Source organism: Flavobacterium sp. PMTSA4 (genome assembly GCF_032098525.1).
Lineage (GTDB): Bacteria > Bacteroidota > Bacteroidia > Flavobacteriales > Flavobacteriaceae > Flavobacterium > Flavobacterium capsici.
Window position 1 is genome coordinate 898328 of sequence record NZ_CP134890.1, and the last position, 14693, is coordinate 913020.

Here is a 14693-nt window from a genome sequence, read left to right on the forward strand (position 1 = left end):
TTTACATTTTTAAACTAAAATTCAATTTGCTTGACTTCTTCTTTATAAAAATGTAATTGATTGATTATTTGGAGCGTATTTTTAAAAATCAAGGTTGAACGGAATAGGCTTTCATAGTATTCTATACCTTGAAGAAGATTATCTTGAAACGATTTCCATTTTTTTATTTTTGCAGTAGAAGTTTCACCAGAAAAGCTAAGAATATCATTCTTCAAATGATCAACATACATTCCTAATTCTTTTACAAACATATTCGGACGGTTGGTATCTGAAATAACAGATGTATTGCCATAAATATGTTTTGTCATTTCTGCTAACGGCACAATTTTATCAAAGTAAGCCAAATTTGGTCCGGGACAAACCACTACGCCTTGTTGCTGACCTTTAATTTCCATTTTGTTTTCAAGATAAGACGAATTAGCTAAACCAACACAAAGACACGATTTTTCAAATATTTTGCTTTTTTGTTGCTCAAAAACTTCATTTGAAAAATCGTTTTTCTGTTGTTCCAATTCTGCTAATTTGACATCTTGATATTTTTTGGAAGCCGTACACATTCCTTGAGTATCATATTCTTTGCTTAATGCCAAAAACTTTTTCGGACAAGAACTTCCGGCTTTATTGTCGTCAATCCGTTTTTGTTTCCAAAAATCGTTACTCATTCCTTTAACAGTGTTGAAAGGAACGCCAAGCGGCGAAATATTGCTCAAATAAAAATCGTCTTCTTTAGCATTTGCCAATAAATTTCGAGTTTCATCATCAACAGAAGTCGCTTCGGGAACCAATAAAAAAGGCGAGCCCCAACCAATACTGTCTAATTCATAATGATTTAGTAAAAAATCATGTTCTTCGGCAGTTCCAACGCCACCTTGCGCTGTTATTTTTAATTCTAATGGTTGCAACGGAATAGGTAAATTTTTAATTTCTAATGCTTTTATCATCAGTTCGTGTGCCGATTGGATGAGTTGCTCTTTTTTGGTTTTAAATTCTTCTAAAATTGGTCCTAATAAAAAACCATCGGTAGCAAAAGCGTGACCACCACAATTTAACCCAGATTCTATGCGATATTCGGAAACCCAAAGTCCTTTTTTTGCCAAAAAATTACCTTGTATCATGGCAGAACGAAAATCACTCACTTTCAGGATAATCTTCTTTTTTAACTGACCATTTTTATTCGGATAAAAGTCGGAAAATTGCTCAAAATAGCTGTACAATCTTGGGTTCATTCCGGCAGAAAGAACTACGGAAGAATTCAGGTTGCTGTTGGCAAAACCACGTAAAGAAGCATGAGCATCGTTAAATTCTACCGGAAGCTGCCGGTTTTTATCAAAATTATCTTTGTCAACTTTGGTCATAATGTTAACATCAATATCTCCAGGTAAAAGATGTTCGGCTACATATTTTTTTACATTTTCTGTGATCTGTAAACCTTCATCAATAAATTTTTGCAGACGGTTTTTCAATTCCGATTTATTAGGAAGTAATGAAATATAGTAATCTAATGTTGTTTTGTTTTCGGCTAATTCATTTTTGAAATTTTCGACTTTATTTTTAACAATGGTATCAACCAAATTTAGATAATGTTTTATGCGTTCGGCACGATAATCATAGCATTTTTGAGTAATTTCCTGATAAGGAATGCTGAATTTTTTGCTGTAAAAAGCTCTCATTTTTTCAATCAGTTCATCATCGGTGATAGAAATTACAGAAGATATTCCATAATGAGCAACCCGAATCGGACTATCAATAGTATAAGCCAATCCCATTACAGGAATATGAAAAGTGTGTGCATTTTTTAAAATGTTCATGCGAATTTTTTTAGAATAAATAAAGAGGCGAATTTTGGGAAATCATCCCGATTAAAGTATGATATATATCATAATCATAAGGTTTTTTTAATGCTTTTCAGTAATTCGAAAATGATGTAATAAAGTCCGATAATAATTCCCAAACCAAACAATACAAAAAGCAGGTAGAACCAATGAATTGAATCCTGAAATGTAGAAAAAGAAACCGTTTGATTAAAAAATGTCCAATGCATTTTTTTCATTCCCATAATCAACAGGCAAATCCAGAAAAGCACAAAAGAACTATTGAAAATTTTAATTCCGATTTGGATTTTTTTTGTTGAATTCAAAGTAATGCTTTTGTTCAGTTCCAAAATATAAGCAATGGAAGAAAGCAATATTAACGTATTAATTCCAATAGTTGTTCCCATTGAATGCGCAACGGTTATATGCGTTCCGTGTGTAAATAAATTGATAGAAGGAATAGAAATCAGCAACGCCAGAATGATATTCAGGAATATCCAGAAATCAGCCAAAACGGTAAATCGATACACCAAAATGTATTCGATTTTTTTCTCCTGAGATAATTTTTTTCTCCAATCATAAATAATCGAAAAAAGCACAATCCATTCGGTCATGCTGATAATGTAGGCAAAATAACGCAGCCAAGCCGCCGTTGGAACAATATAAATATGATGCGCCCAACCAAACATTAAATTGGTCAAACCCAAAAAGTAAAAGAAAAACGCTTTTCCTGATTTGGCATAGCTGTCATTGCTGCTCGTTTTTGTCATGACATAAAGCGAAGTTCCATAAATCAGCATGTTCCACGAACCGACATACGAACCGCCGGCTTTCCATTGCATAGCGACATTTTGTACAAAATGATTTCTAAAATAAGGCAACAGCCATAAATGAGCTTCGGTAAAATGATAAATCATCAGCACAATTCCAGTTGCCCACATCCAGTAGTAAACCGGAAGATTTTTGAAAGAAGAAAATACATTTTTGAAATAAGTAATTCCAAATAAAATCCAACCCGAAACAATAGGAAAATAAAAATAAGACGGAAATTCCAGATATTCTTTTCCGGCAAAATTTCTCGATAAATAAGAAACTACAATCCCGATTCCGGTTAGTATAAAAAGCCAAAAATGAACGGAAACCAACTTATAGTTTTGATTTTTTTGCTCCAAATAATAATAAATTCCGCCTGTAGCGGTAAGAATTACCCATGAAACGGCAAACAAAGTATGCAACGGACGAACCGCATTAAACGGCAGAATTTCCTTGATAAAATCAGGAATGATGTATTGAAATCCGGAAAGCAAGCCAAAAAATAACGTCAGCAACAGCGAAATTAATCCGGCAGAAATAAAGTAAAAAGGATAACGGTTAGTTTTCATGAACGTCGTTTTTATATTGGATTTCTACCCAGCCGTTGGGTTTAATTTTGGCATTGGTACTCGGATAATGTCCGGTTTGGTCAATTTCTTTTAAAAATTGGAGCAATTCTTCTTTTTCAGATTCGTTAAAGTCAAATTTTGGCATAGTTTTAATTCCGCTGTTGAACATGGCTTTCAGATAATTATCATTTTTTCTGAACGAATATGCATTGGTCAAATCTGGTCCGAGATAACCGCCTAAACCATAAATCTGATGACAAGAATTGCAATTGTTTTTTAGCCAAAGATTTTCTCCTCGAATGGCTTTTTCAGAAAGATGAACGTTTCCATAAGCAGAACTATCTGTGTAAATAAAAAAATTATATACAAGAAATAATGTCGAAAGTAATAAAAGAATAAATAAATATTTTTTCGGTTTCATATCCGAAGGATTGGATTAAAAACACAAATAGAAGAAAACTAAATTCCATTTTTTATGACATTAATCATAAAAAAAAGCGTGAATATAATTTCACGCTTTTTTTCTTCTAAAAAGGAAACAAACTTGAATTAATAATTATCCTATTTTGGAAGTAAAACATCACCAATTACATGAATTATTCCATTGGAAGTTTCGATAGAAGCTACAATTTCTGAATTGTTTACAAACGTTTTTTCTCCTTGTTTAGTGATTTTAACTTTTCCGCCAAACACCATATCATACTCTTGTCCGTCTTGCATATATTCGGTTTTTAACACGCCAACATAAGTATGATAACCTAAAATATTTTCTAAATCACCTTTTTTCTCCGGTTTTAATAAACCTTCTACAGTTCCTTTTGGTAATTTATCAAAGGCAGCATTGGTTGGCGCAAACACGGTAAAAGGTCCAGCATTACTTAACGAAGTAACCAAACCTGCGGCTTTAACGGCAGTTACCAATGTTGTGTGATCTTTACTTCCCGAAGCAATCTGTACAATATTCGGGTTAGACGTTTCATCTTGTACACCTTCTTGACCAACACTTTCTGTTGGAGCACTTTCGGTTGTTTCAGATGTTTCTGTTTCGCTGTTTTGTTTACAGCTAACGATGGCAAAAAAGCTCGCTAAAAGCAAAATTTTAATAGAATTTTTCATAATGTGAAATACTTGGTTTATAGAGCAAAGTACCTAATTACGAAATGGTTATTTTATGATTTTGCTCATAAAAGTGGAGAAATTTTACCTTTTTTTAAGGCATGAAAAATCATAATTGATAATCCAGAAACCATGACCAAAGCTGCAACAAAAAGTAATTCGTTTATTTTTGGAATAAGTGTATAACTAAATGATGCCATACCTTGAATTGCCAAAAATAGTTCGTTCAAGAAAACTCCAATCGAGAATAGAATTAATCCGTTTTTGGCACCTTTTGAAATAAATAAAAGATGTTTTGCAAAGATGTAAAAAAGCAAAAACAAACTAATAATTGCCAATAAAACCAAATGCAAGTAAGCAATAACGATTGGTCGGAAACCAAATGCCAACTGACTTAATGCAGGAATAACAGAACCTAATTGTAGCAAAAGTTTTATCGTAAGTGAGATGACAACAAACAGTAAAATGTAACGTAAAAAAAGTGGATATTTTTTTAGCGAAATTTGCTTTTCTCTATATAAAATATACAATAATCGAAACCAAGCATATACTTGAACAAAAGCCGCTATAATCATTAAAAAATAGAGCCAAGACGGTAATTTCAACCAAAGTGTTGATAAAAAATAGGCAGGAATACACGCTACAAAAAACCACCAAAAAACCTTATTGTAAAATGAATTTTCGGTTGTTTTTAAATTGAAAAAATAGAACAATAAACCCATACAAGCGAAGAAAAACCATCCATTGTATTGAAAATGTAAATAGTAATAAATTGATGCTAAATACTCATTTTGAAGAATGTTTTTGGTTGCCATCATATAAGCCAAAAAAAACGTTCCGATTGAAGAAAGTACATTAAAAAAAATAGCTCCTTTGAACCAATTGATAGAAAGATTTTCTTTTTCTACAAATTTTAAATCGTTCCAAAATCGATAACCAAAAGCATAAGAAACAATAATTGACATAGTTGAAAAAAAGATCGAAATTGCTCCATAACCTTCAATAATAAACGAAATTAACATTCCATAGGCACAAATTAAATTTGCCATCAAGATTAGATTATAATTTTCAGAAAAAGTTTCTCTTTTTTGAGCTGTTTTTTTTTCTAAAAAAAGAATCATCAATAGCATTAAGGTATGACTAATCCAACCCGAAAAAGCAAAGTGAGAATGTGAATGCAGAATGTTTTTTTGATTGAAAAAAGGAAATTCAAAACCAATTTTATATCGCATTAACAATCCTAGAAGTGCTACAATAAGTAGATTTATTACAGAAAAACGCAACCAAAATTTTGAATTAAACGGCATCAGAAATAAATTTTATGGTTGATAATGTCAATTTTTTTATCTGTTTTCATTTTTGAAAAAGCTCTAATAACGGTTTCTACTCTCAAACCTGTAAAATTGGCAATTTCTTGGCGCGTAAACGGAACTAACTCTTTTTTGCTGCTATTTCCTTTTTTATGTGTATTTAAAAAGGCAATAATTCTAAATTCGGGTTTTTGATTGATAATATCTTTTGAAGTCTTGGCTTTACTGTGAATTCGTTGCGCCATAAGTGTTAGAAAATGCTTCTGAATGGCGGGATATTCTTCTAAAATTTTTAAAAATTTTTCTTTAGAAAGTTTAATGATTTTGCAATCTTGAAAAGCGGTAGCGGTAGAAGGATATTTTTCGTCAATAAACAATGGTGGTTCTCCAAAACTTTGTCCTTCAGTAAAATAACCTTGAGTAAATTCTTTACCATCATCATTACAATTGAACATTCGCACACAACCTTCCATTATTTGATAATAAAAATGCGCCGTTTCATCTTCTGAAATTATGATTTCATTTTTTTTATATTCTTTGGCAATTGCTCCCCAAGTAAAAAGTAAATCCAAATCTATTGCCATAACAGACGTTGATTTTAAGTTGTAACATCAATAAAATGATGTGTCTGATTTATAAAAACAAAACTACATTTTATAAAGAGTATAAAACATGACTAAAATCATATAAACAATCCTTTTTTAAACTATAAATTTGTCCTGTGAAAAAATTAGTAATCATAGTAGCCCTTGTAATGTTTTTAAAACCGGTTTTTCCGGTGATAGATTACATCGTTAATTATGATTATATTTCTAAAGAGCTTTGTGAAAATAAAGCAAAACCCGAATTAGAATGTAACGGAAAATGTAAGTTGATGCAAGGACTTGCAAAAGCTTCTGATGAAGATAAACCAATTTCAAGTGATAAAAAAGTAGTTCATTTAGAAACGGAATTACTGTTTTTTAAAGAAATTGAAACTCTAATCGCAAGACAAACTTATTTTCAACATAAAATTAGTATTAGCGACAACTATTCCAATCTTTACTTTCACTTGAATGGTTGCGCCGTTTTTCATCCACCAACAATTATTACTTAATACAAAAATTGCATCAATCTTTTTTGGATTGACAGGACAAACTATGTCTAAAAATTATTGGAAAAACTTCCAATAGAATTCGTATTAATTAAAATTTACAAAATGAAATCTTTACTAAAATATACACTTGCCTTTTTTATAATGGCAGCAACAACTATGTTTACTTCATGCTCATCAGATGATGATACAACTACAACAACCACCGACGAATTATCTGGAATTACTAAATTTAAAGAATTTTCAAACGATACACATACCATAGAATTATATTCTAAAGCAGGAAGTTTAGAACAAGGATTTAATGAAATTTCTATCAGAATTAAAGATAAATCTACTGGAAATTATGAAAAAAATGCAGAAGTGAGTTGGATGCCAATTATGCACATGACAATGATGAACCATTCTTGTCCAAAATCTGAAGTAGAAAAAACAACTCCAAACGGAACGTTATACAATGGTTATATTGTTTTTCAAATGGCACAAAACACAACAGAATATTGGGATTTAAAAGTTGATTATACGATAGAAGGAACGGCTTATACGGCTACTTCTGTAATTGATGTTCCTGCATCGGCAAAGAAAAAAGTAAGTTCATTTACAGGAACTGATGGTGTGAAATATGTTGTGGCTTATGCCGAACCAACTAATCCAAAAGTTGCAGTTAATGACATAGCTTTAGGCGTTTGGAAAATGCAAAATATGATGGATTTTCCTGTAGTTGATGGCTATAAAGTAAAAATCGATCCACGTATGCCAAGTATGGGAAATCACAGTTCGCCTAATAATGTTGATGCTACCCAAAAAACAATTGGCGGTTTATATGAAGGTAAATTATCATTAACAATGACAGGTTATTGGAAAATAAACTTGCAGTTACTTAACGCTGCTGGCGATGTTTTAAAAGGCGAAACCATTACCGAAACTGTTACCGAAAGTAGTCTTTTTGTAGAAATTGAATTCTAAAATAGTCTCAAAAAAGTCTTGTTTATTAAAGGCAAGACTTTTTAAAATCCAAAATGCGATGAAAAAAATACTATTTCTGTTGTTACTCAACGGCTTGGTTTCTTTTGCCCAAGAACAAAAAGATACTTTGGTTCCTAAAGACTTGAAAGAAGTAATAATCATTGGTAAAAAAGCAAAAATTCACGAAAAACAATCAAAATCATTGGCTTCAATAGATGAATTTCTAGACAAAGCTAGTCAGGTAGATTTAATAAAACGTGGCGCGTATGCTTGGGAACCAATTATCAACAATATGGCTACCGAAAGAACATTGATAACCATTGACGGAATGCGAATTTTTGGCGCTTGTACCGATAAAATGGACCCAATTACTTCGTATGTTGAAGTTTCTAATCTTTCTGAAGCAACGATACATTCTGGGCAACAAGGTTCGTGTTTTGGGTCGACCATTGGCGGAGCAATTGATTTGAAAAGAAATCAAAATCAATTTGGAAATCAAAAATGGGATTTTGCGGTTAATAGTGGTTTTGAAACCAATAATCGTCAAAAAATCATTGGTTCATCAGTAAATTATACAGACAGTTTATTTTATGTTGATACCGATATTATGTTTCGTGATGCCGATAATTACAAGGCAGGAAACAACAAAGAAGTTTTGTTTTCTCAATTTAAAAAACTCAATTTTTCAGGAACTTCGGGGTTTAAATTCAGCCAAAACAAACTCATTGAAGCATCTTTAATTTATGATAAAGCGACCGATGTTGGTTATCCAGCATTACCAATGGATGTTTCATTAGCCGAAGCTTTGATTACTTCGCTTAAATATATGGTTATTCCAAAATCTCCATTATTGAAAGATTGGGAAACCAAAGTATATTTTAACACTATTACACACAGAATGGATGATACCAAGCGACCATCGGTTCCTATTCACATGGATATGCCTGGTTGGAGCGAAACGTTTGGAATGTATTCTAAAATTACAGGTAATAAAAGCAATCATCATTTTTTGATTAACCTGAATAGTTTTTACAATAAATCGGTTGCCGAAATGACAATGTATCCTTCAAATCCTAATGAAAACAGTATGTTTATGTACACTTGGCCCGATGTGAGAACATTTTATACAGGTTTTTTTGCCGAAGATAATTGGGTTTTTAATTGCCATTCGGGTTTGAAATTGTCGTTGTCTTTAGGAAGTCATACCAATGACGTAGCAAGTGATTTTGGATTACAAAGTTTGCAGATTTTTTATCCCGAAATGGAAGCTCAAAAAACACGTTTACTAAAAAGCATCGGATTAAATTATAACTACAATAAAAACGGATTGGAATATGGTTTTGGAACCGGTTACAGCGAACGTGCACCATCAGTTTCCGAAGGATATGGTTTTTATTTGTTCAATAGTTCTGATCGTTTTGACTATATTGGTAATCCTAATTTGAGAAATGAAAAATCGATTGAAACAAATGTTTTCTTCGGATATAAAAAGAGTAAATACAACGTTAAGATTTCATCGACTTTTTTCAGAATTTCAGATTTTATTGTTGGTCAACCTAATGATTTTTTTGTCCCGATGACGATTGGTGCTTCTGGAGTAAAACTTTACACAACTTTGGATTATGCAACCATTTTTAATGTTGACATAACTACAGAATGGAAAATTTCAAAACAGTTTCAGTGGAGTGGAAAAATCAAATACAGTCGAGGTCAAGATAGTAACAAGAATAATTTACCGTTTATTAGTCCTGTAAGTTATCAAACGGAATTAAAATATAGATATCAAAAACTGAATGTAGCAATTGAATGTATTGGCAACGGATCTCAAACTCAATTTGGTTCATTTTATGAAGAAAAACCTACAGCAGCTTTCACCATACTAAATTTCAGTGCAGGTTATAAATTTAATTGGGACGGAAGTATTCTTCATATTAAAATGGGAGTAGAAAATATAATAAACACTTATTATACTACATATTCCGATTGGAATAAAATTCCGCGAATAGGTAGAAATATATATTTGAATTTAGAAATTAAAATTTAAAATATTAGTTTATAGGTTATGAAATTTATCTGTTTTTAGAAACTCAACTAATAAAAGATGTCTAAAAGAGTAGCATAATTAAACGCTTTATTATTTTGCTACCACTCACCACTCCTTCCCAACGCTCCTAAAAAAATTACTGTCACAATTATTGAAACAATAATACGTACACTGCGTGACTTGCGCCAGTAATTTTTTCCCCCAAGCTTCTTTACATAATGTTGCATTATAGTGCATAAGGACTATCCTGCTTCTAATCAAAATTGTGCATGCACTATAATAACATTATGTAAAAAAGCCCCTCACCCAACGCGCTTGCCAGTGGCTCTAGGACAACTTTTTTTTAAAACTTCCTCGCACCACCCTGTTTTAAAAAAAAACCGTCCTTCGCCACTGTCTTTAAGAACGTTCACCATTTCATAGGAATAGTTTCGGTTACCATTGCTTTTATGAACGTTCACGGTAACTGTTTTTATCAACTTTGCGTTTAAATAGGAAGTGTTTTCATTGCTTTTGTAAGTTCTAAAAATGGCTTTAACTTTTAGTGATTTGCCTGTGGTAAATCCATTTTTAGAACCCACAAAACCAAAATCCCCAGTAAGAGTATCATTTTTTATTTGCCAGAAAACTAGCAGTAATTGCTCCAGCGAAAAAGCTGATGCCATACCGTTTTTTTAGATAGTCTGCCGAATACTGAACACTACGACTGCCAGCTAAATTTCAAACATCAGCTTTTCCACTAAAGCAATCAGAAACATCCCAGTAAGCAAATAAAAAATGATACCCTTACTCACGCTACTGCCACATCCCACTCGGTAGTATAATGCATTGTTTTTTGAAGATGCTTCCCATTTTCAGCACAACATCCGACTAAATTGATAACTTCCATTTCATAGGACGATTAAGCATCCTCAAAAATCAAACCGTAAGAAAGAGTATCAAATTCTTTGGCCGGATGAATAGCTTTTTTTATTTTCTGATTTGGTTTATTCATCCATCCAAAGAATTTGATACCCTTTCCGAGGACGTCTATCTTTCAAATCAACACCCATTCTTTCAAACAAATTCCGATTGAACAAGAACATTTGATTGAAAATTTCAAAAAAAATAAATAAAAAAAGGAAGCAAAGTTAAGTTCCAGGTATTCAAAAAAGCAAGTTCAAGCCCTCCGGGTTTCAGAAAAAATCTCCACCCAAACCGTTTCAAAACACATTTAATTTCCGATTAGACGTTGCCGAATTCAATCACGTATCGGGTAGTATTTTTTCTGAAAAACTTGCTTTTTTGAAACCTTCCACTTGGACGAATGGCTTTCTTTTTTTCTTTTTTTTCTTTTAAAAAATTTTATGTGTGCGGAGCGTAGCGAGGCATACCAGCATTCATTGGAAGAAATACAGAAATCAGAAGAAATACTAAATTTTAAATCTGAAAGTATGACAAATTTTATCATCAAAACCCACCGAAAAGACACTGTTTACGCCAGACCTCATTTATTCATACTTAACAAGGGATTAAACAGCGGAAAGCCACAAAAAACGCCATTTACAAACAGCTTTGTTGTGATTTTTCAAAACGAGGAAGATTACGAAAATGTTTTTTGGATAACCTACAGTCTATGGCAATCCAAATTTTGGCACAGAAACCTCTGTGGCTCTGTTATTCCATTTCTAAGAAAAATTGATTTTGTCAAAGAATTTTCAGCTAAAGCAGAGGAAATGTTACAAGATTTTGAGCAACACAAAAAAAATGTTGAAGCATTGCGACTTTTGGAGCTAAAAGAAAATCAATTTCGTCAGAATATTAACCTTATCAACGATTTGAGAAGGGTAATTCTATACCGCTATTGCAAAAAATAATCCGTTTAATCTTAAAATCAACACTATGAGTATTTTTTTATTATTTCAAACCGATACATGGAAATCAAAAGCATCAAGAGTGTTTTTTGGTGCATTTGATAGTAGAACTAAAGCACTTGATTATGCAAAATACAATGAATTATATTGGTATAATTCCGAAGTTGTAGTCATTGAGGTAATTCTCAATCAATTTGGAGAAGTTTAAAATCAAAAAAAGCCAGGTCTTTCGACTTGGCTTTCATTTTGTTTAACCCAAACCCCGAAGCTTCGGGGCACAACGAGAGTTAAACTTATTTCTTGTGCTTCTTGAAGAGGCATTTAAGCAATACCGAAATTGAAAAACTCACTACAGCACCAACTGTTGCTAAAACAACCGTTTTAATCAAATCTTCTGAGTTCAAATTCGGTACTATACTCAAAAAAGTACCTCCCGCAGTTCCAACCATTGTTGGATTAATCTGGTTGCTCATGGGTATCAACCGTTAATTGACTAACAGCAGACAAAACACCACCTGCAACAGCAACATAACCTCCAATTGTGGTTACAATTACAGGCAATGCAACGGGTGCTGCCAAAATAGTTCCACCAAGCGTAGCCATGGCTAATCCAATCGTTCGAAGCACTTTAAAAAACTTTGGCGTGGGAGCTTTTGCTCTTTCTACAATTTTATTCATAATTAATTTCTATTGTCATTCCAGCTAAAGCGGAAATTTATTCAACAATCAACACTACACTTTCTCCATTCTCCAAAGCTTTGTAAACAAAAGCTTTAAGTTTATCAAACGCTTTCCTTGACATCAAACCTAATCCAGGTCCAGAAAGTTTAGTAACCGGAGCAATACAACCTTGCAATTCCTTTTGAGCATTGTTGGCAGGATGAAAAAGAATAAATTTTCTATTTGGTACATCCACTACCTCCATATGCCATTTGTATTTGGCGCTGTATCGCTTTCTAATAAAATATTTCCCCTCAGGAATGCAGGAGACCTTCGTTTCGTTCATCTTCCAGGGCAATTCGATAGTTTTACAAATCAATTTGCCTTCGCATTCGAGTTTACCATTCGTTCCATCAGGGAAATAAGTTCTAGTTAAAAACAAAACCATCTTCTAAATTCTGATTTCTAATTTCTAACTTCAGTTTACACACCGCTATCAACTTTCGCAATTGATAATGGGTTAAAAGCACCATTTTTCAAAGGGTACATTTGCCCATTAATCTCTTGATAAAATTCCACTCCCAATGCCAAAAACAAAGGCTTAGTTGAGTTAGCAGTAACTGCATTCGTTTGACTAATTACTGCCGTAGGTGTTGCATCCCAAGGCAAAATGGCAGTCTCCGAAGTAGTAACTACAAAAGTTTCAGCTTCAAAATCAACTTCAGCACCGCCAGAGATAATTTTAAAGTGTGTAGTACCACTTGGTGCAGCAATCATATTGGCTGGTACAAATGAAGCCATATCCACCTTAATCTCTCCCGAAACGCGGTCAATAGCTGCTACAAATGGAGCATACAAACTAGTGCCAAGCTTACCACGAATATTGAATTCAAAACCAAATAACAATTCAGCCTCACCATCAATAACGTTACGTAAACCTCGCTCGCTCACTTGATCAGCCTGAATAACTTTTACCATTCTTTGGGTTAAACGACTTACCATTCTACTATCCGCAGAATTCAACAGCAATGATCTCAAAGCAGTACGCAAAAGCTTCCCAGCCTTCCCTGCTCTACCAAACTCAGAACCATTCTCACGAGTTCTTTGAAACGCAGGATCATTTGCAATTCTACTAGCGTCAATTCCGCCTTTTTCTCTTGCCAAGTGACCATCTTGCGTTTTATAAAAAGTAATATCCCCGATAGTACCTTTTAATTTAATTATGCCTTTCTGTCTAGCCATAATCTTTACATTTTTTGATTAATACTCATTTTCACAACTCACTTTCATTTCGTTAATCGTTGCAACTAAATCTTGAATGATAAGGACAAAGTTTATAAAGCGTTTAGTAAAGTAAAAATCAATATTGTACCATATGTCCTAAAACGACATAAGTGTCCTAAATCAACATAAAAAACCAGTAAAGAAGTATGAAAAATAATAACTAAATTGCGGAAAGAATTTCTGCACGACAGAAGTTAGTCAAAGCCTAATCAAAGGTATGGATGAAGTATGAAAAATGAAATACAGAGGGTTTGCATCTATCCAAAGGACATACAACGCATAACAGGTAAGAGTTATCGTCAAAGTACTAGATTGATGCAAAAGATTAAAAGCGACCTCAACAAACTCGAAAATGAGTTCCTAACAATTGAAGAGTTCTGTGCATATACTGGAATAAAATATGAACAAGTAACTCACTTGATTTTTGGTTAAAATTTAAAACACTTTTGAACAATTTTTAATCAAGACATAGATAATCAAAGACTTAAACAACTAGTTCAATTTTTAGTCTTGATGTTTTAATATTCAAATATTTATCCTTATATTTGTATACTTTGAATTATGGAATAATAATATCCTTATAAAGGAGGTGTCAGTTGAGGTGTCACTTAAATAATATGCTTTGCGAAGTGTTAATTTCATTGGTGTCTTTTGTAGCAGACAAATCCCTCTTTCTCCGCTTAAAACATTGCAAAGCCCCGTTATTCGGGGCTTTTATTTTTTAGTTGACAATGTAGTTGACAGTTCTTTGTTTTTTAAGCATCGTTTAAGCATCAATAATCATAATTTTCTAAAAAATATTTTTACATTTACAACCGTGAAATTATTAACTGTTATATTATCCATTTACATTTTTACTCTTTCGGCTGTACCTTGTGTAGATGTCGAAATTGGAAGTGCTGCGCATTCAACAGTTATTCATTCATCTGAAAATAAAGCTAATTCCCACGATAAGGAAAACGACTTATGTTCTCCTTTTTGTATTTGTAACTGCTGTTCAGGCATTACACTATCTTATGTTCCTACTATTACTTATAATTTTCAAAATCCGTTTGAGGTAATAAAAACTCCAAATTCATTTTATACCTCAGCCTTACATTCCAATTTCTTCGGAAGTATTTGGCAACCCCCTCAGATAGTATAATGAAGCCCGAGTAATTTCGGGTTAGAAAGT

Annotated in this window: 17 protein-coding genes; 6 read left to right on the forward strand and 11 right to left on the reverse strand. The window is 32.8% G+C overall.

Annotated elements, in window-relative coordinates:
* Nucleotides 1-14 precede the first annotated feature (14 nt).
* The 6 genes from RN605_RS04175 to RN605_RS04200 form a co-directional block, all read right to left on the reverse strand.
* Complete coding sequence (locus RN605_RS04175; RefSeq protein WP_313322478.1) at nucleotides 15-1808, reverse strand: hypothetical protein; 1794 nt, start codon at nucleotides 1806-1808, stop codon at nucleotides 15-17.
* 74 nt (nucleotides 1809-1882) lie between these two features.
* Complete coding sequence (locus RN605_RS04180) at nucleotides 1883-3193, reverse strand: cbb3-type cytochrome c oxidase subunit I (RefSeq protein WP_313322480.1); 1311 nt, start codon at nucleotides 3191-3193, stop codon at nucleotides 1883-1885.
* The gene (locus RN605_RS04185; protein WP_313322482.1) at nucleotides 3183-3614 is read right to left on the reverse strand and encodes a c-type cytochrome; all 432 of its coding nucleotides are present in this window, start codon (nucleotides 3612-3614) and stop codon (nucleotides 3183-3185) included. Before RN605_RS04185 ends, RN605_RS04180 begins: the two co-directional genes overlap by 11 nt.
* 140 nt (nucleotides 3615-3754) lie before the next feature.
* Nucleotides 3755-4309, reverse strand: coding sequence for a fasciclin domain-containing protein (locus RN605_RS04190; RefSeq protein ID WP_313322484.1), 555 nt, complete (start codon nucleotides 4307-4309; stop codon nucleotides 3755-3757).
* Nucleotides 4310-4374: 65 nt separating this feature from the next.
* Entirely contained in the window at nucleotides 4375-5616 is a 1242-nt protein-coding gene (locus tag RN605_RS04195) for a hypothetical protein (protein ID WP_313322486.1), read from the reverse strand.
* Nucleotides 5616-6203 (reverse strand): Crp/Fnr family transcriptional regulator, encoded by a 588-nt coding sequence (locus RN605_RS04200; RefSeq protein WP_313322488.1) that lies wholly within the window; start codon nucleotides 6201-6203, stop codon nucleotides 5616-5618. The genes RN605_RS04195 and RN605_RS04200 overlap by 1 nt, the downstream gene beginning before the upstream one ends.
* A gap of 137 nt (nucleotides 6204-6340) precedes the next feature.
* Between RN605_RS04200 and RN605_RS04205 the strand changes: the two genes are divergently transcribed.
* The 3 genes from RN605_RS04205 (at nucleotide 6341) to RN605_RS04215 (ending at nucleotide 9722) form a co-directional block, all read left to right on the forward strand.
* Nucleotides 6341-6715 carry a hypothetical protein gene (locus RN605_RS04205; RefSeq protein WP_313322489.1) on the forward strand — a complete coding sequence of 125 codons (375 nt, stop codon included), beginning with the start codon at nucleotides 6341-6343 and terminating at the stop codon, nucleotides 6713-6715.
* A 102-nt stretch (nucleotides 6716-6817) separates the two neighbouring features.
* A complete protein-coding gene (locus RN605_RS04210; protein ID WP_235933220.1) occupies nucleotides 6818-7678 on the forward strand; it encodes a FixH family protein in 861 nt (286 codons plus the stop codon).
* A 58-nt stretch (nucleotides 7679-7736) separates the two neighbouring features.
* The gene (locus RN605_RS04215) at nucleotides 7737-9722 is read left to right on the forward strand and encodes a TonB-dependent receptor plug domain-containing protein (protein WP_187657984.1); all 1986 of its coding nucleotides are present in this window, start codon (nucleotides 7737-7739) and stop codon (nucleotides 9720-9722) included.
* A 302-nt stretch (nucleotides 9723-10024) separates the two neighbouring features.
* On the opposite strand, the gene RN605_RS04220 is transcribed toward RN605_RS04215, so the two are convergent.
* Nucleotides 10025-10387, reverse strand: a complete 363-nt coding sequence (locus RN605_RS04220) for a hypothetical protein (RefSeq protein ID WP_313322494.1) — start codon at nucleotides 10385-10387, stop codon at nucleotides 10025-10027.
* Nucleotides 10388-11155: 768 nt separating this feature from the next.
* Here RN605_RS04220 and RN605_RS04225 point away from each other — a divergent pair.
* A complete protein-coding gene (locus RN605_RS04225) occupies nucleotides 11156-11578 on the forward strand; it encodes a DUF6943 family protein (RefSeq protein ID WP_313322496.1) in 423 nt (140 codons plus the stop codon).
* 25 nt (nucleotides 11579-11603) lie between these two features.
* Nucleotides 11604-11783: a hypothetical protein gene (locus RN605_RS04230; RefSeq protein WP_313322498.1), complete on the forward strand. Its 180-nt coding sequence runs from the start codon at nucleotides 11604-11606 to the stop codon at nucleotides 11781-11783.
* An 85-nt stretch (nucleotides 11784-11868) separates the two neighbouring features.
* Here the strand turns inward: RN605_RS04230 and RN605_RS04235 are convergent, their stop codons facing one another.
* The 4 genes from RN605_RS04235 to RN605_RS04250 are packed head-to-tail and all read right to left on the reverse strand — an operon-like array spanning nucleotide 11869 to nucleotide 13477.
* Nucleotides 11869-12048: a hypothetical protein gene (locus tag RN605_RS04235; protein ID WP_313322500.1), complete on the reverse strand. Its 180-nt coding sequence runs from the start codon at nucleotides 12046-12048 to the stop codon at nucleotides 11869-11871.
* Complete coding sequence (locus RN605_RS04240; RefSeq protein WP_313322502.1) at nucleotides 12032-12253, reverse strand: hypothetical protein; 222 nt, start codon at nucleotides 12251-12253, stop codon at nucleotides 12032-12034. Before RN605_RS04240 ends, RN605_RS04235 begins: the two co-directional genes overlap by 17 nt.
* A 37-nt stretch (nucleotides 12254-12290) precedes the next feature.
* On the reverse strand, nucleotides 12291-12683 hold the full coding sequence (locus RN605_RS04245) for a DUF5675 family protein (RefSeq protein ID WP_313322504.1): 393 nt from the start codon (nucleotides 12681-12683) through the stop codon (nucleotides 12291-12293).
* 35 nt (nucleotides 12684-12718) lie between these two features.
* Complete coding sequence (locus RN605_RS04250) at nucleotides 12719-13477, reverse strand: hypothetical protein (RefSeq protein WP_313322505.1); 759 nt, start codon at nucleotides 13475-13477, stop codon at nucleotides 12719-12721.
* 859 nt (nucleotides 13478-14336) lie between these two features.
* Between RN605_RS04250 and RN605_RS04255 the strand changes: the two genes are divergently transcribed.
* Nucleotides 14337-14663 (forward strand): DUF6660 family protein, encoded by a 327-nt coding sequence (locus RN605_RS04255; protein WP_313325787.1) that lies wholly within the window; start codon nucleotides 14337-14339, stop codon nucleotides 14661-14663.
* The last annotated feature ends 30 nt before the right edge of the window (nucleotides 14664-14693 follow it).